Genomic DNA, 24,328 nt, shown 5'->3' on the forward strand with positions numbered 1-24,328 from the left:
TCGCCTACACTGGGGGATCGTGTCAGAGAGTAATCCGATCACCGATGAGGCCGTCTCCGCCGCGGTCGCCGCCGCCCTCTCCGCCATCGGCGCGGCAAGCGACTCCACAGCGCTGAAGTCCGCCCGAGCAGCCCACCTCGGCGAGGGCTCGACCCTTGCCCGCCTCAACGCGCAGATGCGCTCCGTCCCACCCGAGCACAAGGCCGCCTCCGGCAAGCTCGTCGGCGGAGCCCGGAAGCAGGTGGGAGACGCCTACACCACCCGCGAGGCGGAGCTGGTCGAGGCCGAGAACGCGGCCGCACTCGAGGCCGAGCGCGTCGACGTCACCGCCGGTGCGAGCTTCACGCGCCGAGGTGCCCGCCATCCGCTCTCGTTGCTCCAGGAGTCCATCGCCGACGTCTTCGTCGGGATGGGCTGGGAGATCGCCGAGGGCCCGGAGCTCGAGAACGAGTGGTTCAACTTCGACGCCCTGAACTTCGACGAGGATCACCCGGCTCGCGCCATGCAGGACACCTTTTTCGTCGATCCCGTCGACACGCACCTGGTGCTGCGCACGCACACCTCGCCGGTGCAGATCCGCTCGATGCTCGAGCGCCCCCTGCCGCTCTACATCATTGCTCCCGGCCGGGTCTACCGCACCGATGAGCTGGATGCGACGCACACTCCCGTCTTCACCCAGTTCGAGGGCCTTGCCGTCGACCGCGGCCTGACGATGGCGCACCTGCGCGGCACCCTTGAGCACGTCGCCCGCATCCTCTTCGGCGACGACGCCCGCATCCGCCTGCGCCCCAACTACTTCCCCTTCACCGAGCCCAGCGCTGAGCTCGACATCTGGCACCCCACCTTCGTCGGCGGTGCGCGCTGGATCGAGTGGGGCGGCTGCGGCATGGTCAATCCGAACGTGCTGCGCTCCGCCGGCATCGACCCGGAGGAGTACTCCGGATTCGCCTTCGGAATGGGAATCGAGCGGACCCTGATGTTCCGCAATGACGTGAAAGACATGCGCGACATGGTCGAGGGCGACGTCCGCTTCAGCGAGCAGTACGGGATGGTGATCTGATGCGCGTTCCGCTGAGCTGGCTGGGGGAGTACGTCGACCTCGAGCACGACGTCACGACGGAGTCCGTGCACGCGGCCCTGGTATCGGTCGGTCTGGAGGAGGAGGACGTCCACCGCTTCGAGGTGACCGGTCCCGTCGTCGTCGGCGAGGTGCTCGACCTCGCTCCCGAGCCCCAGAAGAACGGTAAGACGATCAACTGGTGCCACGTGCGCGTGGCGCCGGAGGGACAGCGGGCGGCCGACGGCGGTGAGGACGTCCGCGGTATCGTCTGCGGCGCGCACAACTTCGCGGCCGGCGACAAGGTCGTCGTCTCGCTCCCGGGCGCGGTCCTGCCCGGTCCGTTCCCGATCTCGGCTCGGAAGACCTACGGCCACGTGTCCGACGGGATGATCGCCTCGAGCCGCGAGCTCGGCCTCGGCGAGGAGCACGACGGCATCCTCCGGCTCGCCTCCCTCGGGCTCGACCCGGAGCCGGGCGCCGATGCGATCGCGCTCCTCGGACTCGACGACGCGGCGGTCGAGGTCAATGTGACGCCCGACCGCGGCTACGCCTTCTCCATTCGCGGCATCGCTCGCGAGTACGCGCACGCCACCGGAGCCGTCTTCCGCGACCCGGCGCACGCGGTCCCGTCGCAGGAGCGCCCGGATGCCGCTCCCGTCTTCCCGGTGACGGTCGCCGACGAGGCGCCGATCCGCGGACGCACGGGCGCCTGCGTGTTCGTGACGCGCGTCGTCCGCGGGATCGACACCTCGCGTCCGACCCCACCGTGGATGCTCGCGCGACTGCGCCTTGCGGGAGTGCGCTCGATCTCGCTCGTGGTCGACATCACCAACTACGTGATGTTCGAGCTGGGCCAGCCGCTGCACGGCTACGACCTGGCGACCCTCAAGGGCGGCATCGTCGTGCGTCGCGCCGCATCCGGCGAGACCCTCGAGACGCTCGACGGGCAGGTGCGCCGTCTGCACGCGGAAGACCTCGTGATCGCTGACGAGGGCGGCGCGATCGGCCTCGCCGGGGTGATGGGGGGCGCGCGCACCGAGATCTCGGTCTCCACCTCCGATGTCCTGATCGAGGCCGCGAATTTCGACCCGGTGTCGGTGGCGCGAACGGCCCGTCGGCACAAGCTGCCGAGCGAGGCGTCGCGGCGCTTCGAGCGCGGCGTCGACCCGCAGGTCGCGTCCGTCGCTGCCGCCCGCGCGGTGCAGCTCCTGGTGGAGCTCGCCGGGGGTACCGTGGACGAGCTCGGCTCGGTCCTCGCCGACCCGCGCAGGGCCGAGCCCGTTGAGCTACCCGACGGCTATATCGCCGGGCTGATCGGTGTGCGGTACACGCCGGAGGAGATCCGCGGCGCTCTCGTCGAGATCGGCGCGTCGGTCGAGGTCGGCGGCTCCGGATTCGTGGTCACGCCGCCGAGCTGGCGCCCGGACCTGACCGACCGCGCCACGCTCGCGGAGGAGGTCGCCCGCATCACCGGGTACGACCGGATCCCCGCAGTCCTCCCGGTCGCGCCTCCGGGACGGGGTCTCACCCCGGGCCAGCGCCTGCGCCGCACCCTCGCCCAGGCGCTCGCCGCAGCGGGGCTGACCGAGGTCCTCTCCTCTCCCTTCCTGTCGCGCTCGATGAACGACCGATTCGGATCGGCCAGCGGAGAGCCGCAGGAGCAGATCACCCTCGCGAATCCGCTCGACGCGACCGCCGCCCAGCTGCGGATCTCGCTCCTGCCGGGCCTCGTGCAGGTCGCGGCCCGCAATCGCTCACGCGGCCTGGTCGACCTAGCCGTCTACGAGCTCGGCCCCGTGTTCCTCCCGGCGGCCGGACGCCCGTTCGGCTCGGCGGCGTTGCCGGTCGGCGGCGCCCGCCCCTCCGCCGAGGTGGAGGCGGAACTGAACGCGGGTATCCCACCCCAGCCGCGCCACCTCGCGGCGCTGCTCACTGGCGCCGCCGTCATGCGTCAGCCCGGAGTCGTCGGCCGTGACGTCGACTGGCGGGATGCACTCGACGTGGTCCGCAAGGTAGCGGCAGCGACCGGAACCGAGCTGGTCCTTCGCCAGGGCGCTCACGCGGCGCTGCACCCCGGACGCACCGCCGAGGTCGTCCTCGACGGGGCGGTCATCGGCCACGCGGGGGAGCTGCTGCCGGCGCTGGCCGAGGAGCTGGACCTGCCGCGCCGTGTCGCCGTGGTCGAGCTGGACCTCGAGCCGCTGATCGCTCGAGCCGGGACGGTCGTCGTGGCCCGACCGGTCGGGGCGCTTCCCGCCGCGACCCAGGATCTCTCGCTCGTCGTGCCGATCGACACCGCTGCCGCCGACGTGCGCGCCGCCATCATCGAGGGCGCAGGGGAGCTGCTCGAGGCGATCCGGTTGGTCGACGACTACCGCGGAACCGGGCTCGCCGAGGGCACGAAGTCGCTGACCTTCGCGTTGCGCTTCCGCGCGCCGGATCGCACGCTCACCGCGGCCGAAGCGACGGTGGCGAAGGAGAGTGGCGTGGCGGTAGCGGCGGAGCGTTTCGGCGCTCGCCTGCGCGAGTGATGGCGGAGTCCCGACCGGCGTCACCGGGCGGGGCCCCGCGCCCGCACCGGCTAGGCTCTCGGGCATGAGTTTCTCCGTGGCGGTGGCCGGTGCGAGCGGCTACGCGGGCGGCGAGCTGCTGCGTCTGCTCGCCGATCACCTCGAGTTCGAGGTGCGCACCGTCACCGCGCACGCCAACGCGGGGCAGCCACTGTCCGCGGTGCATCCGCATCTGCGCTCGCTCCGCGACCTCGTCCTCGTCGACACGACTACCGAGAACCTCGCCGGTCACGACGTCGTCTTCCTCGCCCTCCCGCACGGGAAGTCCGGCGAGATCACCGCGACCCTTCCCGAGGGCGTCCTCGTCGTGGACTGCGGGGCCGACCACCGGCTGACCGACCCGCAGGACTGGGCCGACTACTACGGCGGTGACTTCGCCGGAGCCTGGCCCTACGGCCTCCCCGAGCTGCTGATCGGCGGTGGCGGGCGCAAGCAGCGCGAGGCGCTCGCCGGAGTTCGGCGCATCGCCGTCCCCGGCTGCAACGTCACGGCGATCACGCTCGGCCTGGCCCCAGGACTGCATGCCGGCGTGATCGAGCCGTCCGACCTTGTCTCGGTGCTGGCCGTCGGCCCCTCCGGAGCGGGCAAGAGCCTGCGCACGGACCTCCTGGCCAGCGAGCTGCTCGGCTCCGCGCACGCCTACGGCCTCGGCGGTGCGCACCGCCACAACCCCGAGATCCGGCAGAACCTCCTCCTCGCCGGAGCCGGTCCGGTCTCGATCTCGTTCACCCCGGTCCTCGTGCCGATGTCCCGGGGCATCCTGGCGACCTCGACCGCGCGCCTCGCCCCCGGCGTCTCCGCGCAGGATGTCCGAGCCGCGTGGGAGACCGCCTACGGCGACGAGACCTTCGTGCAGTTGCTTCCCGAGGGGTCATTCCCGCGGACCGCCGACGTGGTCGGCGCGAACACGGCGCTGATCGGCCTCGCGGTCGATGAGCGCGCGCGCCGCGTCGTGGTGGTCTCGGCCATCGACAACCTGGTCAAGGGCACCGCGGGCGCGGCCGTCCAATCGAGCAACATCGCCCTGGGGCTCCCCGAGTCCCTCGGGCTGAGCGTGAACGGAGTCGCGCCGTGAGCGTCACCGCAGCAGCAGGGTTCCGCGCGGCCGGCGTCGTCGCGGGGCTGAAATCGACCGGTGCGCGCGATGTCGCCCTCGTGCAGAACCTCGGCCCGCTGCAGAGCGCGGCCGCCGTCTTCACGAGCAACCGCTGCAAGGCGAACCCGGTCCTCTGGAGCGAGCAGGTGATGCGCGACGGCGTCGTCTCGGCGATCGTCCTCAACTCCGGTGGGGCCAACTGCTACACCGGTGCGCAGGGCTTCCAGGTCACCCACCGCACGGCGGAGCTCGTGGGCGACAGTCTCGAGGTCTCTGCCGCCGACGTGCTCGTCTGCTCCACGGGGCTGATCGGCGACCAGCTCGATCTCGGAAAGCTCACCGCGGGGGTGGCCGACGCCTCGGCCGAGCTCGCCGAGGGCGCGGACGCGGGGGAGTCCGCCGCTCGGGCGATCATGACCACCGACACGGTCCCGAAGCAGGCGGTCGTGCGCTCCGAGCACGGCTGGAGCATCGGCGGGATGGCCAAGGGCGCGGGGATGCTCGCGCCGGGACTGGCCACGATGCTGGTGGTGATCACGACCGATGTGGCGCTCGACTCCGCCGCTCTCGACTCCGCCCTGCGCGCCGCGACCCGAGTCACCTTCGACCGGCTCGACTCCGATGGCTGCATGTCGACCAACGACACGGTGGCGCTGCTCGCGAGCGGAGCGAGCGGGAGAGCGGCCGATCCGGACGAGTTCACCGCGGCGCTGACCGACCTCTGTCGCGACCTCACCCTGCAACTGCAGGCCGACGCGGAGGGCGCCGCCCACGACGTCGCGATCCGCGTGCTGAACGCCGCGACCGAGGACGAGGCCCTGGTGGTCGCCCGTGCCGTCTCGCGGAGCAACCTCTTCAAGGCCGCGATCTTCGGCAACGACCCCAACTGGGGTCGGGTCCTCGCCGCCGTCGGCACGACCGATGCGCAGTTCGACCCGTACGGCATCGACGTCGCGATGAACGGTGTGCCGGTCTGCCGCGCGGGCGAGCCGCACGAGAGTCGTGACCTGGTCGACCTCGCCCCTCGGCAGGTCTCGGTCGACATCGACCTGCACGCCGGAGACGCGACCGCCACGATCTGGACCAACGACCTCACGCACGACTACGTGCACGAGAACTCCGCGTACTCGAGCTGAGGCGGCCGTGAGCGAGGACACCCCCACCACGGCGAGGAGACGCGCCGAGCGCGACGCCGCACCCGCCAAGGCCGCGACGCTGATCGAGGCGCTGCCCTGGCTGCAGAGCTTCCATGGCCGCACGATGGTGATCAAGTTCGGCGGCAATGCGATGGTGTCGGAGGAGCTGCAGCGCTCCTTCGCGCAGGACATGGTCTACCTGCGTTACGCCGGGATCCGCCCCGTCGTTGTGCACGGCGGCGGTCCGCAGATCTCGCGGATGCTGGACCGGCTCGGCATCGCCAGCGAGTTCCGCGGCGGCTACCGCGTCACGAGCCCGGAGGCGATGGAGGTGGTGCGGATGGTGCTCACCGGCAGCATCAGCCGCGACATCGTCCGCCGAATCAACGAGCACGGTCCGCTGGCGGCCGGCATCTCGGGCGAGGACGCGGGCCTGTTCGTCGGGCGCCGCCGGGGGGTTGTCATCGACGGTGAGGAGCACGACCTCGGCCTGGTCGGCGACGTGATCGCCGTGGACCCTGCCGCCGTGCTCGCGCAGGTGGAGGCCGGGCGGATTCCGGTCGTGTCCTCGATCGCCCCCGACTCCGACGATCCGACCCAGTCCCTCAACGTCAATGCCGATGCCGCTGCCGCCGCGTTGGCGGTCGCACTCGGCGCCGAGAAGCTCGTCGTCCTCACCGACGTGGCCGGTCTGTACGCCGACTGGCCCGATCGCGAGTCGCTCGTCTCGCACATCAGCTCGGACGACCTCGCGGCCCTGCTGCCCTCGCTCGAGTCGGGCATGATCCCCAAGATGACCGCCTGCCTCGACGCCGTGCGCGGCGGAGTGCCCAAGGCTGCGATCATCGACGGCCGCATCTCGCACTCGATCCTGCTCGAGGTGTTCACCTCGGAGGGCATCGGCACCGAGGTTGTCGCTTCGCTCGATCCCCGCGACCGGGAGCGAAGGTCGGGCCGCTGATCCTCAGCGGCCCCGGCTCCGAGCGTCCGTCCCGTCCCGGGCGGGCGCACCGTCGGCCCTCGTGGCCGGACCGCTCCGATCGAAAGGCTTCCATGTCCATCTCCACGACCGCGTCCCGCACCGAGGCCGCCCGTCAGCGCTACTCGAGCGCGATGATGCAGACCTTCGCGCCCCCGCTCGCCGTGCTCGAGCGAGGGGAGGGGTGTCGGGTCTGGGATGTCGACGGCCGCGAGTACCTCGATTTCCTCGGCGGCATCGCCGTCAACTCGCTCGGCCACGCGCACCCCGTCTTCGTCGAGGCCGTGTCCCGTCAGGCGGGTGCACTCGCCCACGTCTCGAACTACTTCGCGACCGCCCCGCAGATCGAGCTGGCCGAGACCCTGCGCCGCCTGACCGGGGCCGGAGACGCGGGCCGCGTCTCGTTCGTCAACTCCGGCACCGAGGCGAACGAGGCGGCCTTCAAGCTGGCGCGGCTCACCGCGGCCGGCGGGCGGCACCGCATCCTCGCCCTGCAGAACGCGTTCCACGGCCGGACGATGGGCTCGCTCGCCCTCACCGGGAAGGCCGCGATGCGGGCACCGTTCGAGCCGATGCCCGGCGGCGTCGAGCACCTCGAGGCGAGCATCGAGGCCCTGGAGGCCGCGCTCGATGAGTCGGTCGCCGCGCTGATCGTCGAGCCGATCCAGGGGGAGGCAGGCGTTATCCCGCTTCCGGTCGGCTACCTGCAGCGTGCGCGCGAGCTCACCCGCGAGCACGGCGCCCTGCTCATCGTCGACGAGATCCAGACCGGCGTCGGGCGGACCGGGCGCTGGTTCGCCTACCAGGAGGCGGGGATCCTCCCCGATGCGATCACCCTGGCGAAGGGGCTCGGCGGCGGATTCCCCATCGGGGCCCTGGTGACCTTCGGCGAGGCGTCCTCCCTCCTGCAGAAGGGCCAGCACGGCAGCACCTTCGGCGGTAATCCGCTGGCGACCGCGGTGGCCGGCGCCGTGCTCGCCGAGATCGAGCGCGCCGACCTGCTCGGCAACGCCCGGGAGCGCGGCGCGCAGATCGTCGAGTCGCTGTCCGCGCTCGACTCGCCGCTGATCGCGGGGGTCCGCGGAGCCGGCCTGCTCCTCGGCATCGCGCTGACCCGGCCGGTCGCCGCCGAGCTCGCCGCCGCCTGCCTCGACGCAGGCCTGATCGTGAACGCCGCGAACGACTCGAGCATCCGGCTCGCGCCGCCGCTCGTGGTGACCGCCGCCGACGTCGTTGAGTTCACCGAGCGCCTCGGCCGCGCCCTGCAGACCCTCTGACCCCGTACCTCCACCGAAAGCGACCAGCACTGTGACCCGCCACTTCCTCCGCGACGACGACATCACTCCCGCCGAGCAGGCCGAGATCCTCGATCTCGCCCTCGACATCAAGCGCGACCGCTTCGCCCACAAGCCCCTCGCCGGACCACAGACCGTCGCGGTGATCTTCGATAAGTCCTCCACGCGCACCCGCGTCTCCTTCGCCGTTGGCATCGCCGACCTCGGTGGCAGCCCGCTGATCATCTCGACCGCGAGCAGCCAGCTCGGCGGCAAGGAGACCGCGTCGGACACCGCGCGCGTCCTGGAGCGCCAGGTCGCCGCGATCGTGTGGCGCACCTACGCCCAGTCCGGTTTGGAGCAGATGGCGCGTGGCACCCGCGTGCCCGTGGTCAACGCGCTTTCGGACGAGTTCCACCCGTGCCAGCTGCTCGCCGATCTGCTGACCATCCGCGAGCATCGCGGGCGCCTGGCGGGTCTCACCCTCACTTTCTTCGGCGACGGCGCGAGCAACATGGCGCACTCCTACCTCCTCGCGGGAGCGACGGCCGGGATGCACGTGCGCATCGTCTCCCCGGAGTCCTACGCCCCCGTCCCGACGGTCCTCGCCGATGCGCAGCGCATCGCCGCGACCACAGGCGGGTCGGCGATCACCACGACCGACCCGGCCGAGGGCGCTTCGGGCTCCGACATCGTGATCACCGACACCTGGGTCTCGATGGGCAAGGAAGACGAGAAGGCCGCGCGGGTCGCCACCTTCGGTGCCTACCGCGTCGATGCGGGAACGATGGCCCTCGCGGCTCCCGACGCCCTGTTCCTGCACTGCCTGCCCGCGGATCGTGGCTACGAGGTGACCGCGGACGTGATCGACGGCCCGCAGAGTGTGATCTGGGACGAGGCGGAGAACCGCCTGCACGCGCAGAAGGCCTTGCTCGTGTGGCTCCTGGAGCGCGCGGGCGCCCCCGACGCCGCTCAGTAGACTCGACAGCCGAACCGAGGAGAACCATGACGGAACGACCCTCCGCCCGCGCGGGCGAGGCCGGAGCGCTCTGGGGCGGCCGATTCGCCGGCGGTCCCTCGCCCGAACTTGCTGCGCTCTCGAAGTCGACGCACTTCGACTGGCAGCTCGCCCCCTACGACCTGGCCGGCTCCCGCGCCCACGCCCGCGCCCTGGCCGCGGCGGGCTACCTCGATGACGCCGAACTCCCCGCGATGCTGAGCGCCCTCGACCGGCTCGATGCAGCCGTCGCCGAGGGGAGCTTCACGGCCGACGAGTCCGATGAGGACGTGCACGGCGCCCTTGAGCGCGGGCTGATGCTCGAGGCCGGCGCCGAACTCGGTGGCAAGCTGCGCGCTGGCCGCTCGCGCAACGACCAGATCGCGACCTTTGTGCGGATGTACCTCCGCGACCACGCCGCAGTCGTCGCGGAGTTGGTGGTGCAACTCATCGACGCGCTCGCTGCGCAGGCCTCGGCGCATCCGGCCGCGATCATGCCGGGGCGCACGCACCTCCAGCACGCTCAGCCGGTGCTGCTCGCGCATCATCTGCTCGCTCACGGCTGGGCGCTACTGCGCGATCTGGAGCGGCTGCGCGACTGGGCAGTCAGGGCCGATGTTTCGCCCTACGGATCGGGAGCACTCGCCGGATCCACGCTTGGCCTCGACGCCGAGGCGGTCGCCCGCGATCTCGGCTTCGCAGCGAGCGTGCCCAACTCGATCGACGGTACCGCCAGCCGCGACCTGGTCGCCGAGTTCGCGTTCGTGAGCGCGATGATCGGGATCGACGTCTCGCGGATCGCGGAGGAGATCATCCTCTGGAACACGCGCGAGTTCGCGTTCGTCACCCTCGACGACGGCTACTCGACCGGGTCCTCGATCATGCCGCAGAAGAAGAACCCCGACATCGCTGAGCTCGCCCGCGGCAAATCCGGCCGGCTGCTCGGCAACCTCACCGGACTGCTCGCAACCCTCAAGGCACTGCCGCTGGCCTACAACCGCGACCTGCAGGAGGACAAGGAGCCGGTCTTCGACTCGGTGACGACCCTCGAGGTCCTGCTGCCCGCCTTCAGCGGCATGATCGCGACCCTCACCTTCCACACCGATCGGATGGCGGAGTTGGCGCCGCAGGGCTTCTCGCTCGCGACCGACGTCGCCGAGTGGCTGGTGAAAAAGCACGTGCCCTTCCGCGATGCGCACGAGATCACCGGCGAGCTGGTCAAGCTGGCGGAGTCGCGCGGGCTCGGACTTGAGGACCTGGACGACGACGCTCTCGCCTCGGTCTCCCCGCTGCTCACCCCCGATGTCCGCTCGGTGCTCAGTATCGAGGGGTCGGTCGCGAGCCGCGACGGAGTCGGCGGTACGGCTCCCGACCGGGTTGCGGAGCAGCTCGCCCAGCTGACCGAGCGCGTGCGGGTCGTCCGTGGCTCACTCCGCGGGGAGCGCTCGTGACGCTCCGCGGCGCATCGGGCGATGACGGCCGTCCGCCGCTTCCTCCCTGGCAGCAGCGGACCCTGGTGATCGTCGCCGCCGTCGTCATCGTCGCCGTGATCGTGATTACGCTGGTGTCGGGCCAGAGCTTCTTCTAGGCGTGTCTCTTCCGAATCTCTCGCGTTCGGCTCTTGAGGTCGCTCCGGAACTGCTCGGTCGGGTCCTCCTGCACCGCACGCGGGAGGGGGTGGTCGGTGTGCGGCTGACGGAGGTGGAGGCATACCTGGGCACCGGCGAGGATCCGGGCTCGCACGCCCATCGCGGCCCGACTCCGCGGACGGCGCCGATGTTCGGTGCGCCCGGCTCGGTCTACGCCTCCTTCACCTACGGGATGCACACCTGCGTCAACATCGTCTGTTCCCCGACGGGGGTCGCGTCGGCCGTGCTGCTCCGCGCGGGCGAGGTCGTGCTGGGGGAGGAGCTGGCCCTGCTCCGCCGTGGCCCGGTCCGGCATGGGGACATCGCCCGAGGGCCCGCTCGTCTCGCGAAGGCGCTCGGCGTCCAGCTCTCGGAGTCGGGCGATCCGCTCGAGACGGCGTTCGAGCTGCTGCCGGGCGAGCCGCCGACCGCTGTGATCACCGGCCCGCGGACCGGTGTCTCGGGGTCCGGTGGTGGCGAGGAGTTCCCGTGGCGGTTCAGCATCCCCGGCGATCCGACCGTCTCGCCTTACCGCCCGGCGGTACCTCGCCGTCGGCCCGCGGGGTAGGCCCGACCTGCGGTAGCCCGTGGTCAGCCCGTCAGGTAGAGCCGAGAGAGCACGCCGAGCGCCGCCGACCAGGCCAGGCTCGCCAGGGTGCCGATGATGAACCGCTCGCGCGCCTCCGGAGACGCGAGCTCGCTGAACCGGCCGACGCCCTTGATCGCCACGACGACCGCGATCCCCTCGGGCAGACCGCTCATCACAGCGCCGGCGGCGGCGATCCGCTCGAGGACGCCGATCGTCGTCCCGCCGCGGAGCACCTCGATCGGCTGCCCGATCGCTGAGGGCGCCCCTCCGTTCGCCGGACGAGAGCTTCCGGCCACCATGATTCCGCCGTGGCTGCCGGTGCGGGAATCGGCCGTGGCCAGGTCGAGGGTGAGCAGCACGACCGGACCGCCGCCGACAATCGCCAGGGCGAAGGCGAAGACCGTCACCAGCATGGAGTGGATCGGCGGTGCCGAGGGTCCGGCGATCGCCGTCAGGAGGAACGCGGCGGCCGCCGCAACGAGCGCGATCCACGCCAGCTGGGGTCGGCGCAGCCGCACGGCCAGCACCGCTCCGGCGAGCCCGGCGAGGAGCACGAGCACGACTCCCGTCCACGAGGCGGACTGGAGCGCCGAGGCGAGCAGTAGCGCAGGGGAGCCGGGGGCGGCCGTCATCGGGGTGTCCTCTCGTCGGTGGGGTCGAGCGTACGGTCGACCACCGTCAGCAGACGCGCGAGCGCGTCGCGGGCCGGCGCGTCCACTCGGGCGCTCGCCGCGCGGACCCGGAGGCTGACCGCCTGCGGGCTGACGGCGAGGTGCTCGGCGGCGTCCTTCTGCGAGAGGCCGCTCTCAAGCAGGTCGAGGATCTGCCAGCCGGCCTCCGTACGCGCGTCGCGCAGCAGGAGGAGCGGATCGATGAGCGCCAGCACGTCGGCGGATGCGGGGGCGGCCCCGTCGGGCGCATCGGGGTCGAGGGAGAAGCGCGTCGGCCGGCCCTTCGCCGCCTCGACCGCTCGGCGCGCCGCGAAGTATGCTTCGCCACGGGCCGCCCTCGTGGTCGCGGGGAGCGGCCGGGTCACGGGGCCGATCCCGAGGCCGATGCTCCAGTGGCCGCTGCGGTGCAGATCGAGCACGAGCGCGACGACGACATCGGCCCGGTCGAGCACGAACTGGAACTCGTCGCCGGCGGTACGCTCCGGGGGCAGGACGAAGGAGTCTCCACCTCTCTCGAGGAGGCTGACGATGGCCTGCTCGACGCGGTCGTCGTCGTGTCTGCTGTCGCGCTGATCCGCGGTGATGACGAACATGGCACCTCCGCAATCAAGTATCCAGGCTTGATCCCGCCCGATCAAGCCCGAACGCTTGATCATCGATCCTCTCGCTCCGTTCCGCCGCGGTAGCCTGGGATCGTGACCGACCAGGATCTCCCCGGCTCCGCGACGAGCCCGCAGCTCGACCCCGCGTTCGACTCCGTGTGGGATGAGCTGGTCTGGCGGGGATCGGTGCACGTCTCGACCGATCCCGCGGCGCTGCGCGAGCTGCTGTCGGGGGAGCCGATCACCTACTACTGCGGATTCGATCCGACGGCCCCGAGTCTCCACCTCGGCAATCTGGTGCAGCTGATCGTGATGCGCAGGCTTCAGCTCGCCGGGCACCGTCCGCTCGGACTCGTCGGAGGCTCGACCGGCCTGATCGGAGATCCGCGGCCGACCGCGGAGCGGACGCTGAACTCCCGCGAGACGGTGATCGAGTGGGTGCAGCGCTTGCAGGCCCAGGTGTCCCGCTTCGTCCCGGCCGAGGGAGAGAACGGGATGCGACTGGTCAACAATCTGGACTGGACCGCCCCGCTCTCCGCGATCGACTTCCTCCGGGAGATCGGCAAGCACTTCCGCGTGGGCACAATGCTCAAAAAGGAGGCCGTCAGCGCGCGGCTGAACTCGGACGCGGGGATCAGCTACACCGAGTTCAGCTACCAGATCCTGCAGGGGCTCGACTACCTCGAGCTGTATCGGCAGTACGGATGCGTGCTGCAGACCGGTGGCAGCGACCAGTGGGGCAATCTCACCAGCGGCACCGATCTGATCCACCGCACGGAGGGGGTCTCGGTGCACGCTATCGGGACTCCGCTGGTGATGAACTCCGACGGCACCAAGTTCGGCAAGAGCGAAGGCAACGCCGTGTGGCTCGACCCCGAGCTGACCAGTCCGTACGCGTTCTATCAGTTCTGGGTCAACACCGACGATCGTGACGTCGTCGACCGCCTGCGGATCTTCACCTTCCTGCCGCGCGCGCAGATCGAGCGGCTCGAGCGGGCGAGTGCGGAGGAGCCGTTCCGCCGGGAGGCGCAGCGCGCCCTCGCCTGGGAGGTCACGTCACTGGTGCACGGAGCGGAGGTGACGCACTCGGTGATCGACGCGTCCGCCGCGCTCTTCGGTAAAGGCTCGCTGGAGGGGATCGATCCGACCATCCTTCGTGGTGCGCTCGAGGCGGTCCCCTCGATGGACGCCGTCTCGGAGACACCGGCTCTGCAGGCGTTCATCGAAACCGGGCTCGTCGCCAGCATGGGGGAGGCCCGGCGTGCTTTCGCTCAGGGCGGCCTCTCTGTGAACAATGTCGCGCTTGCGTCCGAGTCGATCACGCTCGGTGAGCTGCCGCTGATCAACGGGATCGCGGTACTCCGCCGTGGCAAGAAGAGCTTCGCCGGAGCCTTCGTCCGCTGATCGGCTCGCCGCCTCGGCATGCGGGTGGCCGCGCGGACGCGACGGACGGACTCCGAATCGCGACACGCCCGGGCCGTGGCTGATTTGCTGGACGGGCGAGGGCCGACGTAATGTAACTCCTCGTCACCCCAAAGGAGCGGCGAGCGAGAGTCAGGCGCAGAGCGTCACGACCAGCTGGCCGACCTCAAGCGGGGACCATCCCCTCGCTACCACAGCCGGTGAGAGATTCGTCTCTTGAAGGTTGCGGGATCGCGAGCGTAAGATGGAGAACCTCAACGGGATACGGTCCCGGCTTCGACGCACGGCCTCGCGGCCGCGCCGGTGCATCGGTACGGTCTTTGACCGTACGGTCAACACCACGCTGAAGTCGGATTTGACACGGCCCGCGGATGTGCTAGGTTAGTCGAGTTGCCACGGAGGCGATCGGAACCACCGTTCCGATAAGTCTACCCGGTCTCGGCAGATATAACAAACGCGAGCAAAATATCGAGCGGTTCCGGCCGTCGCGTAACTATCTTTCGATCACTCTCGTTGTGAAGCATCGTTTTCGGTGTGGAGGCGGGGTGTGTCCGATTCTTGAGAACTCAACAGCGTGCACTATGTTCAATGCCAATTTTATACCTCGGCTCGGTCTTCGGATCGGGTTGGGATTCCTTTGGAAATTGATGTCAGCTTCCGGCTTCAGGGTCGGAGAGATGTCTTATTTGCTGGAGGTCAAACTTGACTCTTCTTCTCTTCGGGGTTGGAGGTCGTAATTTTTTTACGGAGAGTTTGATCCTGGCTCAGGACGAACGCTGGCGGCGTGCTTAACACATGCAAGTCGAACGATGAAGCCCAGCTTGCTGGGTGGATTAGTGGCGAACGGGTGAGTAACACGTGAGTAACCTGCCCTTGACTCTGGGATAAGCGCTGGAAACGGCGTCTAATACCGGATACGACCTGCCCCGGCATCGGGTGCGGGTGGAAAGTTTTTCGGTCAAGGATGGACTCGCGGCCTATCAGCTTGTTGGTGAGGTAATGGCTCACCAAGGCGACGACGGGTAGCCGGCCTGAGAGGGTGACCGGCCACACTGGGACTGAGACACGGCCCAGACTCCTACGGGAGGCAGCAGTGGGGAATATTGCACAATGGGCGAAAGCCTGATGCAGCAACGCCGCGTGGGGGATGACGGCCTTCGGGTTGTAAACCTCTTTTAGTAGGGAAGAAGGGCTTCGGCTTGACGGTACCTGCAGAAAAAGCACCGGCTAACTACGTGCCAGCAGCCGCGGTAATACGTAGGGTGCAAGCGTTGTCCGGAATTATTGGGCGTAAAGAGCTCGTAGGCGGTTTGTCGCGTCTGCTGTGAAAACCCGAGGCTCAACCTCGGGCCTGCAGTGGGTACGGGCAGACTAGAGTGCGGTAGGGGAGAATGGAATTCCTGGTGTAGCGGTGGAATGCGCAGATATCAGGAGGAACACCGATGGCGAAGGCAGTTCTCTGGGCCGTTACTGACGCTGAGGAGCGAAAGCGTGGGGAGCGAACAGGATTAGATACCCTGGTAGTCCACGCCGTAAACGTTGGGAACTAGATGTGGGGACCTTTCCACGGTCTCCGTGTCGCAGCTAACGCATTAAGTTCCCCGCCTGGGGAGTACGGCCGCAAGGCTAAAACTCAAAGGAATTGACGGGGGCCCGCACAAGCGGCGGAGCATGCGGATTAATTCGATGCAACGCGAAGAACCTTACCAAGGCTTGACATATACCGGAAACGTCCAGAAATGGTCGCCCCGCAAGGTCGGTATACAGGTGGTGCATGGTTGTCGTCAGCTCGTGTCGTGAGATGTTGGGTTAAGTCCCGCAACGAGCGCAACCCTCGTTCTATGTTGCCAGCACGTTATGGTGGGAACTCATAGGAGACTGCCGGGGTCAACTCGGAGGAAGGTGGGGATGACGTCAAATCATCATGCCCCTTATGTCTTGGGCTTCACGCATGCTACAATGGCCGGTACAAAGGGCTGCGATACCGTAAGGTGGAGCGAATCCCAAAAAGCCGGTCTCAGTTCGGATTGAGGTCTGCAACTCGACCTCATGAAGTCGGAGTCGCTAGTAATCGCAGATCAGCAACGCTGCGGTGAATACGTTCCCGGGCCTTGTACACACCGCCCGTCAAGTCATGAAAGTCGGTAACACCCGAAGCCAGTGGCCTAACCGCAAGGAGGGAGCTGTCGAAGGTGGGATCGGTGATTAGGACTAAGTCGTAACAAGGTAGCCGTACCGGAAGGTGCGGCTGGATCACCTCCTTTCTAAGGAGCATCTGGACACCGCAGGGTGTTCCAGGCGCCAGATCAAAGCGAATGTCTTTGCTGGTAGCTCATGGGTGGAACATTGAACTGGGTGCTCGTCGAGATCGTCTCGCGTCAGTACAGCCTTCGGGTTGGGAACGCGTCGGGGTGGTGGAGTCGGGTACATGCACGCTGTTGGGTCCTGAGGGACCGGGCCGGTTGCCTTCGGGTGGCGGGGTCGACTCTCTGGATCCTTTTCTCACGCCTGGGTGTGTGGGGGAGGGATACCGCCCGTATTTTGAGAACTACACAGTGGACGCGAGCATCTTTAGATTCAGGACTGCAAATCCTGAATCGAATAGATCCAGGACTTCAAATCCTGGATCGAACAGACCCGGGACTTCAAATCCTGGGTCGCACAAATAGACGGTGATAAATCGTCGGTCGCACATGTCCGGGACTTCAAATCTCGGGCTGCACGGGTTCGGGACTTCAAATCCCGGGCTGCTCTGATCCGGGACTTCAAATCTTGGATTGTTCGGGTTCAGGACTTCAAATCCTGGACTGCAGAGGTTCAGGACTTCAAATCCTGGGCTGCAGAGGTTCGGGACTTCAAATCCTGGGCTGCAGAGGTTCGGGACTTCAAATCCTGGGCTGCAGAGGTTCGGGACTTCAAATCCCGGGCTGCTCTGATCCGGGACTTCAAATCTTGGATGGGCGGGCTCGCTGGGGTGCCTTCGGGTGGTCTTGGCGGTGGTTGTGTGTGCGACATGTTGATTTGTGGTTTCTTAAACTCATGTGATTTCAAGTTTTTAAGAGCAAACGGTGAATGCCTTGGCATCTGGAGCCGAAGAAGGACGTCGTAATCTGCGATAAGCCTCGGGGAGCTGATAAACGAGCTGTGATCCGAGGATTTCCGAATGGGGAAACCCCGCCAGGCCCCTTGTGGTGACCTGGTGACTCCCGCCTGAATATATAGGGCGGGTAGAGGGAACGTGGGGAAGTGAAACATCTCAGTACCCACAGGAAGAGAAAACAACAGTGATTCCGTTAGTAGTGGCGAGCGAACGCGGAAGAGGCTAAACCGAGTCATGTGTGATACCCGGCAGGGGTTGCATGGTCGGGGTTGTGGGACTTTTCGTCGTGTTCTGCCGAGCACGGAACGTTACAGCGCATCATAGACGAACAGGTTTGAATGCCTGGCCGGAGTGGGTGCGAGCCCCGTAGTCGAAATGGTGTTATGGCGTGAAGAGTATCCCAAGTAGCACGGGGCCCGAGAAATCCCGTGTGAATCTGTCAGGACCACCTGATAAGCCTAAATACTCCCAGATGACCGATAGCGGACAAGTACCGTGAGGGAAAGGTGAAAAGTACCCCGGGAGGGGAGTGAAATAGTACCTGAAACCGTTTGCTTACAAACCGTCGGAGCCTCCTTGTTGGGGTGACGGCGTGCCTTTTGAAGAATGAGCCTGCGAGTTAGTGCTCTGTGGCGAGGTTAACCCGTGTGGGGCAGCCGTAGCGAAAGCGAGTCCGAATAGGGCGTTTATAGTCGCAGGGTCTAGACCCGAAGCGAAGTGATCTATCCATGGCCAGGTTGAAGCGACGGTAAGACGTCGTGGAGGACCGAACCCACTTCAGTTGAAAATGGAGGGGATGAGCTGTGGATAGGGGTGAAAGGCCAATCAAACTTCGTGATAGCTGGTTCTCTCCGAAATGCATTTAGGTGCAGCGTTGCGTGTTTCTTGCCGGAGGTAGAGCTACTGGATGGCCGATGGGGCCCAAAAGCTTACTGACGTCAGCCAAACTCCGAATGCCGGTAAGTGAGAGCGCAGCAGTGAGACTGTGGGGGATAAGCTTCATAGTCGAGAGGGAAACAACCCAGACCACCAACTAAGGTCCCTAAGCGCGTGCTAAGTGGGAAAGGATGTGGAGTTGCACAGACAACCAGGAGGTTGGCTTAGAAGCAGCCACCCTTGAAAGAGTGCGTAATAGCTCACTGGTCAAGTGATTCCGCGCCGACAATGTAACGGGGCTCAAGCACGCCACCGAAGTTGTGGCATTGACATTAGTGGTAGGCCTTCGTGGTCCAGCCGTGTTGATGGGTAGGAGAGCGTCGTGTGGCGAGTGAAGCGGCGGTGTGAACCAGCCGTGGACGCCACACGAGTGAGAATGCAGGCATGAGTAGCGAAAGACGGGTGAGAAACCCGTCCTCCGGAAGACCAAGGGTTCCAGGGTCAAGCTAATCTTCCCTGGGTAAGTCGGGACCTAAGGCGAGGCCGACAGGCGTAGTCGATGGACAACGGGTTGATATTCCCGTACCGGCGAAGAACCGCCCAAGATAATCCAGTAGTGCTAAGTATCTGAATCCCTGTGATGGATCCCTTCGGGGTGAAGCGTTGGGCCTAGCGTACGACCCCGTGCTGGTGCGTTTAGCGTATTAACAGGTGTGACGCAGGAAGGTAGCCGAGCCGGGCGATGGTTGTCCCGGTCTAAGGATGTAGGGCGAACGATAGGCAAATCCGTCGTTCATGTAGCCTGAGATCTGATGGGTAGACGCAAGTCGAAATCGGTGATCCTATGCTGCCAAGAAAAGCATCGACGCGAGGTTCTAGCTGCCCGTACCCCAAACCGACTCAGGTGGTCAGGTAGAGAATACCAAGGAGATCGAGAGAATCGTGGTTAAGGAACTCGGCAAAATGCCCCCGTAACTTCGGGAGAAGGGGGGCCTGAGGCGTGAACGGACTTGCTCCGGGAGCGTTCGATGGCCGCAGAGACCAGTGGGAAGCGACTGTTTACTAAAAACACAGGTCCGTGCTAAGTCGCAAGACGATGTATACGGACTGACGCCTGCCCGGTGCTGGAAGGTTAAGAGGAACGGTTAGCCTCACGGCGAAGCTGAGAATTTAAGCCCCAGTAAACGGCGGTGGTAACTATAACCATCCTAAGGTAGCGAAATTCCTTGTCGGGTAAGTTCCGACCTGCACGAATGGCGTAACGACTTCCCAGCTGTCTCAACCGCGAACTCGGCGAAATTGCATTACGAGTAAAGATGCTCGTTACGCGCAGCAGGACGGAAAGACCCCGTGACCTTTACTATAGTTTGGTATTGGTGTTCGGTGTGGCTTGTGTAGGATAGGTGGGAGACTGTGAAGCGGGCACGCTAGTGTTCGTGGAGTCATTGTTGAAATACCACTCTGGTCACTCTGGATATCTAACTTCGGACCCTAATCGGGTTCAGGGACAGTGCCTGATGGGTAGTTTAACTGGGGCGGTTGCCTCCCAAAAAGTAACGGAGGCGCCCAAAGGTTCCCTCAACCTGGTTGGCAATCAGGTGGCGAGTGTAAGTGCACAAGGGAGCTTGACTGTGAGACTGACAAGTCGAGCAGGGACGAAAGTCGGGACTAGTGATCCGGCAGTGGCTTGTGGAAGCGCTGTCGCTCAACGGATAAAAGGTACCTCGGGGATAACAGGCTGATCTTGCCCAAGAGTCCATATCGACGGCATGGTTTGGCACCTCGATGTCGGCTCGTCGCATCCTGGGGCTGGAGTAGGTCCCAAGGGTTGGGCTGTTCGCCCATTAAAGCGGTACGCGAGCTGGGTTTAGAACGTCGTGAGACAGTTCGGTCCCTATCCGCTGCGCGCGCAGGAAATTTGAGAAGATCTATCCCTAGTACGAGAGGACCGGGATGGACGAACCTCTGGTGTGTCAGTTGTTCCGCCAGGAGCACCGCTGATTAGCTACGTTCGGAACGGATAACCGCTGAAAGCATCTAAGCGGGAAGCCGGCTTCGAGATGAGATTTCCATCCCTTCGGGGGAGAGGCTCCCAGCCAGACGACTGGGTTGATAGGCCGGATGTGGAAGACAGGACTAAAGACTGTCGGAGCTGACCGGTACTAATAAGCCGATAACTTGATAATCACTACACTCATACCGTTGTAAAGGCTGGTAGGAGTGGTCAGAGATTGCTTGCGTCCACTTTGTGGTTCCCAGAAGACGGGCACCCCGCGCGGTCCTTCGGGGCGGCTGCGGAACAATTGAAGACACGCACGGCGTGTAACCCAGATTTGACCATGCACTGCGAGGTGTGTGTGTCGCCAGGGTTACGGCGGCCATAGCGAGAGGGAAACGCCCGGTCACATTCCGAACCCGGAAGCTAAGACTCTCAGCGCCGATGGTACTGCAGGGGGGACCCTGTGGGAGAGTAGGACACCGCCGGACACCATTCACGATGGCCACCCAAAAATGGGTGGCCATCGCTGTTTAACGATCCGCAACATGGTCAAAGAAGACCGTGGCCGGCCGAAGCGACGAGGACGTCGTCACCCGACTCCGAAAGAAAGGAGCAGCGATGAGCGAGTTCAACGCCCCTTCACGATCGGAGTCGACGCCGACGAGCAGCGACGAAGTAGCCGACGACGGCGCGACGTACGACGCCGTACCGTCCCGCGAGCTACTGCGCATCGAGCAGGCGCCGCTCCCGGAGCGGGCATCCGGATACACGCGGCTGCAGGAGCAGCTTCGCCTCCGCCTCGAAAACGCGGACCGCGACCGATGAGCGACGACATCCGCCTCGACTCCGCCCTGGCTGAACGAGGAATCGCCCGCTCCCGTACTCACGCGGCCCGCCTGATCGCCGACGGCCTGGTGACGGTGGACGGCGCACCAGCGCTTAAGGCGTCGACGCGTGTCCGCGGGGATCAGGACGTCGCGGTCGCGGCGCTCGACCACTACGTCAGCCGAGCGGCGCACAAGCTGATCGCTGCTCTCGACACCTTTTCCACGGTGACGGTACGCGGCGTGCATGCTCTCGATGTCGGGGCATCGACCGGCGGCTTCTCGCAAGTGCTGCTCGAACGCGGCGCGGCGTCGGTGATCGCGCTCGACGTCGGGCATGCGCAGCTCGCGCCGCGGATCCGCTCGGACGACCGGGTCCACGTCGTGGAGGGCTTCAACGCTCGGGACCTGACCCCTGCCCGGCTCGCGGAGGCCGCCGGGACCGACGTCGTCCCGGGACTTGTCGTATCAGACGTCTCCTTCATCTCACTCACGATGGTGCTGCCGCCGATCGCCGCTTCAGTCGACCCGCTCGCCGACGTCGTGGTGCTGGTGAAGCCGCAATTCGAAGTCGGGCGCACCGGAGTGCGCGAAGGTATCGTGCGCGACCCGGAGTTGCGCCGAGAGGCGCTCTCGGACGTGCTCTGGGCGGCCTGGGACCTCGGCCTCGGCATCGTCGGGCTGGCCGAGTCGCCACTCCCGGGGAGCGCTGGGAATCGGGAGTATCTGGTGCACCTCCACCGCGACCGCGGAACGATTCCGACAGAATGGAGGGACGCGGTCACCGCGCTCACCACCGGATGACGCGATCGTGTCCGCCGCTGTCGACCGAACAGAAGGACATCCCCTCGATGCAGTCCCCTCCTGGCGAGCGCAACATCCTCGTCATCGCCCATACCGGACGGACGGACTCCCTCGACGCGGCGATCCTCGTCGTCCACCGCCTGAGGAACTCCGGGGCGCGCCCCGTGCTCTGTGCCGACGACAAGGGCGACATCGTCACGGTTGCTCCGGACCTCGGCGATATCTCCGTGCTCGGCGCCGACGTCCCGCTGGAGTCGATCGAGCTCGTGTTCGTGCTCGGTGGGGACGGCACGATCCTGCGCGCAGCCGAGATCGTGCGCGCGGGGACCGCGCCACTGCTCGGGGTCAACCTCGGCCACGTCGGCTTCCTCGCCGAGAGCGAACGCGATGACCTGGACGACGCCGTGGCACGTGCGCTCGACGGCGACTACGCGGTCGAGGAGCGGATGACGCTCCAGGTGCGCGTCACGATCGACGAGACCGTCGTCTATGAGACCTGGGCGCTCAACGAGGCCACCGTCGAGAAGGGCAGCCGCGAGCGGATGCTGGAGGTGATGGTCGGGGTCGACGGGCGGCCGCTGTCCAGTTTCGGCTGCGACGGGATCGTCGTCTCCACTCCCACCGGATCGACCGCCTATGCGTTCTCCGGCGGCGGGCCCGTGGTGTGGCCGTCGGTCGAGGCCATGCTCCTCGTGCCGCTTAGTGCGCACGCCCTCTTCGCGCGTCCGCTCGTCGTCGGACCCTCGTCGAGCCTCGCTGTCGAGGTCAAGGAGCGGACCGATGGCGTCGGCGTGCTCTGGGCCGATGGTCGGCGAGCCTACGAACTCCCCCCGGGGGCACGTGTCGTGTACCGCCGCTCGCCCGTGCCCGTGCGCTTCGCGCGCCTGCACGACGCCTCCTTCACTGATCGACTCGTGCACAAGTTCGGTCTCCCCATCCGCGGATGGCGGGGGTCGGCGGAGACGGAGTAGGGCCCGATGCTCGAAGAGCTGCAGATCCGCGATCTCGGAGTGATTGCCGAGGCGACGCTCCCGCTCGGACCGGGCTTCACCGCCGTCACGGGCGAGACGGGAGCCGGCAAGACGATGGTGGTCACGGCGCTCGGCCTGGTGCTGGGTGCGAGGTCGGACGCCTCCGCGGTGCGGTCAGGGGCGAAGCAAGCGTGGGTGTCCGGCCGCTGGCTGGTGCCGGAGAAGGGTCCGGTCGCCGAGCGGGTGCACGACGCCGGGGGTGATCTCGACGGCCCCGAGCTGCTGCTTGCTCGCTCCGTCTCGGCGGAGGGGCGCGGTCGCGCGGTCGTCGGCGGTCGCAGTGCTCCGGTCAGCGTGCTGAGTGAGCTCGCGGACCAGCTGGTGGTCGTGCACGGACAGTCGGACCAGATCCGACTCCGGTCGGCCGCGGCCCAGCGCGAGGCGCTCGACCGGTTCGGCGGGCCCGAGCTGGCGAACGCCCTCCGCGAGTACGCGAGCGCGTTCGAGCGCTGGCGGGCCAACCGGGAGGAGCTCGACTCCCTGATCCAGGCGCGGGAGGCGCGCGCCCTCGAGGCGGACCGGCTCCGTGCCGCCCTCGCCGAGATCGAGGTCGTCGCGCCCCAGCGGGGCGAGGACGTGGAGCTCGCAGCGCAGTCGGCCCGGCTCGGCAGCATCGAGCAGTTGCGGGTCGCGGCCGGCGAGGCGCGCGAGGCAATCTCGTCGGAGGAGTTGGACGGGCGAGACGCGCTCGGGCTGGTGGAGACGGCGCGCCGGGTGCTGGAGCGGGCGGCCGAGCACGATGCAGCCCTCCAGCCGATGGTGCAGACACTCGGGGAGGCTGCGGTGCTCCTCGTCGACGCGGCCGGCGGCCTCTCCTCCTACTTCGCCGAGCTCGACCTCGACGGCGCTCACGACCTGGAGCTGATCGAGAACCGCCGGGCCGAGCTGTCCCTGCTGGTCCGCAGCTACGGGCCGACGCTCGACGATGTGCTGGACCTGGTCGACTCCTCCGGACTGCGTCTGCTCGAGTTGGACGGCGACGACGAGCGGATCGCGGCGCTCGAGGCCGACACGGACGCCGATGCCGATCTCGTCGACCGGCTCGCCGCCTGGCTGACCGAGGTGCGGACCGCGGCGGCCGCGGAGCTGAGCGAGCGGGTCAGCGACGAGCTCACGGCGCTGGCGATGGCCGACGCGCGCCTGCACGTACAGGTGACCTCGGCGGGGGAGCCGGCCGCGCACGGGCGCGACTCGATCGAGATGCTGCTGCAACCGCACACGGGTGCGACACCGCGGCCGCTGGCCCGCGGGGCCTCGGGTGGCGAGCTGTCGCGGGTGATGCTCGCGATCGAAGTCGTGGTCGCGGCCAACGATCCGGTGCCGACGTTCGTGTTCGACGAGGTCGACGCGGGAGTCGGCGGCGCGGCGGCGATCGAGATCGGTCGGCGCCTCGCGCGGCTCGCCGAGACGTCGCAGGTGATCGTGGTGACGCACCTGGCGCAGGTCGCGGCGTTCGCGACGAACCACCTCCGCGTCGAGAAGGGCTCGGACGGAGCGGTGACCTCGAGTGCGGTGACCCAGCTCGACTCTGAGGAGCGGGTGTCGGAGATGGCGCGCCTGCTGTCGGGCCTCGCCGACTCCGCGAACGCCCTCGCTCACGCCCGGGAGTTGCTCGAGACGAGCCGGCGGGGCTGATGGCGACGGCCCGGGTCGGCACCGATCCGGGACCG

17 protein-coding genes and 3 rRNA genes are annotated in these 24,328 nt (G+C 67.1%); 18 read left to right on the forward strand and 2 right to left on the reverse strand.

All coding sequences use genetic code 11. The features are described 5' to 3' along the window. Positions 1–19: 19 nt before the first annotated feature. The 10 genes from pheS to A6122_RS05330 all read left to right on the forward strand — a co-directional run bounded on the left by pheS (position 20) and on the right by A6122_RS05330 (position 11,308). Positions 20–1,060, forward strand: coding sequence for a phenylalanine--tRNA ligase subunit alpha (gene pheS / locus A6122_RS05290; protein WP_068252423.1), 1,041 nt, complete (start codon positions 20–22; stop codon positions 1,058–1,060). Further along, entirely contained in the window at positions 1,060–3,591 is a 2,532-nt protein-coding gene (gene pheT / locus A6122_RS05295) for a phenylalanine--tRNA ligase subunit beta (RefSeq protein WP_068252426.1), read from the forward strand. Before pheS ends, pheT begins: the two co-directional genes overlap by 1 nt. A gap of 64 nt (positions 3,592–3,655) precedes the next feature. After that, on the forward strand, positions 3,656–4,705 hold the full coding sequence (gene argC, locus A6122_RS05300) for an N-acetyl-gamma-glutamyl-phosphate reductase (RefSeq protein ID WP_068252429.1): 1,050 nt from the start codon (positions 3,656–3,658) through the stop codon (positions 4,703–4,705). Continuing rightward, positions 4,702–5,862, forward strand: a complete 1,161-nt coding sequence (gene argJ, locus A6122_RS05305) for a bifunctional glutamate N-acetyltransferase/amino-acid acetyltransferase ArgJ (RefSeq protein WP_068252431.1) — start codon at positions 4,702–4,704, stop codon at positions 5,860–5,862. The genes argC and argJ overlap by 4 nt, the downstream gene beginning before the upstream one ends. 7 nt (positions 5,863–5,869) lie before the next feature. Further along, on the forward strand, positions 5,870–6,823 hold the full coding sequence (argB, locus tag A6122_RS05310; protein WP_068252433.1) for an acetylglutamate kinase: 954 nt from the start codon (positions 5,870–5,872) through the stop codon (positions 6,821–6,823). A gap of 92 nt (positions 6,824–6,915) precedes the next feature. Continuing rightward, positions 6,916–8,118: an acetylornithine transaminase gene (locus tag A6122_RS05315; protein ID WP_084415834.1), complete on the forward strand. Its 1,203-nt coding sequence runs from the start codon at positions 6,916–6,918 to the stop codon at positions 8,116–8,118. Positions 8,119–8,149: 31 nt separating this feature from the next. Then, positions 8,150–9,094 (forward strand): ornithine carbamoyltransferase, encoded by a 945-nt coding sequence (gene argF / locus A6122_RS05320; protein ID WP_068252436.1) that lies wholly within the window; start codon positions 8,150–8,152, stop codon positions 9,092–9,094. 26 nt (positions 9,095–9,120) lie between these two features. Continuing rightward, positions 9,121–10,563 (forward strand): argininosuccinate lyase, encoded by a 1,443-nt coding sequence (gene argH, locus A6122_RS05325; protein WP_068252438.1) that lies wholly within the window; start codon positions 9,121–9,123, stop codon positions 10,561–10,563. Then, positions 10,560–10,700 carry a hypothetical protein gene (locus tag A6122_RS16425; RefSeq protein ID WP_157593786.1) on the forward strand — a complete coding sequence of 47 codons (141 nt, stop codon included), beginning with the start codon at positions 10,560–10,562 and terminating at the stop codon, positions 10,698–10,700. Before argH ends, A6122_RS16425 begins: the two co-directional genes overlap by 4 nt. Positions 10,701–10,702: 2 nt before the next feature. Further along, a complete protein-coding gene (locus A6122_RS05330) occupies positions 10,703–11,308 on the forward strand; it encodes a DNA-3-methyladenine glycosylase (protein WP_068252440.1) in 606 nt (201 codons plus the stop codon). A gap of 23 nt (positions 11,309–11,331) precedes the next feature. Here A6122_RS05330 and A6122_RS05335 read toward each other — a convergent pair whose 3' ends face one another. Then, positions 11,332–11,961, reverse strand: a complete 630-nt coding sequence (locus A6122_RS05335; RefSeq protein ID WP_068252443.1) for a hypothetical protein — start codon at positions 11,959–11,961, stop codon at positions 11,332–11,334. After that, positions 11,958–12,593 (reverse strand): hypothetical protein, encoded by a 636-nt coding sequence (locus tag A6122_RS05340; protein ID WP_068252445.1) that lies wholly within the window; start codon positions 12,591–12,593, stop codon positions 11,958–11,960. The genes A6122_RS05335 and A6122_RS05340 overlap by 4 nt, the downstream gene beginning before the upstream one ends. Before the next feature lie 102 nt (positions 12,594–12,695). On the opposite strand from A6122_RS05340, the gene tyrS reads away from it, so the two are divergent. The 8 genes from tyrS to recN all read left to right on the forward strand — a co-directional run bounded on the left by tyrS (position 12,696) and on the right by recN (position 24,293). Further along, positions 12,696–14,006 carry a tyrosine--tRNA ligase gene (gene tyrS, locus A6122_RS05345; RefSeq protein ID WP_068252448.1) on the forward strand — a complete coding sequence of 437 codons (1,311 nt, stop codon included), beginning with the start codon at positions 12,696–12,698 and terminating at the stop codon, positions 14,004–14,006. A 759-nt stretch (positions 14,007–14,765) separates the two neighbouring features. Beyond that, positions 14,766–16,288: ribosomal RNA gene (locus tag A6122_RS05350) — 16S ribosomal RNA — on the forward strand. A gap of 781 nt (positions 16,289–17,069) precedes the next feature. Then, positions 17,070–20,186 (forward strand): 23S ribosomal RNA (locus tag A6122_RS05355). A 184-nt stretch (positions 20,187–20,370) separates the two neighbouring features. Further along, positions 20,371–20,487, forward strand: a 5S ribosomal RNA gene (gene rrf, locus A6122_RS05360). Together the 16S, 23S and 5S rRNA genes form the textbook arrangement of a ribosomal RNA operon. A gap of 130 nt (positions 20,488–20,617) precedes the next feature. Next, the gene (locus tag A6122_RS05365; RefSeq protein ID WP_068252454.1) at positions 20,618–20,824 is read left to right on the forward strand and encodes a hypothetical protein; all 207 of its coding nucleotides are present in this window, start codon (positions 20,618–20,620) and stop codon (positions 20,822–20,824) included. After that, complete coding sequence (locus tag A6122_RS05370; RefSeq protein ID WP_068252457.1) at positions 20,821–21,627, forward strand: TlyA family RNA methyltransferase; 807 nt, start codon at positions 20,821–20,823, stop codon at positions 21,625–21,627. Before A6122_RS05365 ends, A6122_RS05370 begins: the two co-directional genes overlap by 4 nt. Before the next feature lie 47 nt (positions 21,628–21,674). Continuing rightward, entirely contained in the window at positions 21,675–22,598 is a 924-nt protein-coding gene (locus A6122_RS05375; RefSeq protein ID WP_068257105.1) for an NAD kinase, read from the forward strand. A gap of 6 nt (positions 22,599–22,604) precedes the next feature. After that, positions 22,605–24,293 (forward strand): DNA repair protein RecN, encoded by a 1,689-nt coding sequence (recN, locus tag A6122_RS05380; RefSeq protein WP_068252459.1) that lies wholly within the window; start codon positions 22,605–22,607, stop codon positions 24,291–24,293. Positions 24,294–24,328: the final 35 nt, after the last annotated feature.

Source organism: Rathayibacter tritici (genome assembly GCF_001641005.1).
GTDB classification, from domain to species: Bacteria; Actinomycetota; Actinomycetes; order Actinomycetales; family Microbacteriaceae; genus Rathayibacter; species Rathayibacter tritici.

What these genes read in the sequence shown, in the direction of transcription:
- A6122_RS05370 (WP_068252457.1), top strand. Translation starts at nt 20,821, where the DNA reads ATGAGCGACGACATCCGCCTCGACTCCGCCCTGGCTGAACGAGGAATC.
- argC (WP_068252429.1), top strand. Translation starts at nt 3,656, where the DNA reads ATGAGTTTCTCCGTGGCGGTGGCCGGTGCGAGCGGCTACGCGGGCGGC.
- A6122_RS05375 (WP_068257105.1), top strand. Translation starts at nt 21,675, where the DNA reads ATGCAGTCCCCTCCTGGCGAGCGCAACATCCTCGTCATCGCCCATACC.
- pheT (WP_068252426.1), top strand. Translation starts at nt 1,060, where the DNA reads ATGCGCGTTCCGCTGAGCTGGCTGGGGGAGTACGTCGACCTCGAGCAC.
- A6122_RS05365 (WP_068252454.1), top strand. Translation starts at nt 20,618, where the DNA reads ATGAGCGAGTTCAACGCCCCTTCACGATCGGAGTCGACGCCGACGAGC.
- argH (WP_068252438.1), top strand. Translation starts at nt 9,121, where the DNA reads ATGACGGAACGACCCTCCGCCCGCGCGGGCGAGGCCGGAGCGCTCTGG.
- A6122_RS05335 (WP_068252443.1), bottom strand. Translation starts at nt 11,961, where the DNA reads ATGACGGCCGCCCCCGGCTCCCCTGCGCTACTGCTCGCCTCGGCGCTC.
- recN (WP_068252459.1), top strand. Translation starts at nt 22,605, where the DNA reads ATGCTCGAAGAGCTGCAGATCCGCGATCTCGGAGTGATTGCCGAGGCG.
- A6122_RS05315 (WP_084415834.1), top strand. Translation starts at nt 6,916, where the DNA reads ATGTCCATCTCCACGACCGCGTCCCGCACCGAGGCCGCCCGTCAGCGC.
- A6122_RS05340 (WP_068252445.1), bottom strand. Translation starts at nt 12,593, where the DNA reads ATGTTCGTCATCACCGCGGATCAGCGCGACAGCAGACACGACGACGAC.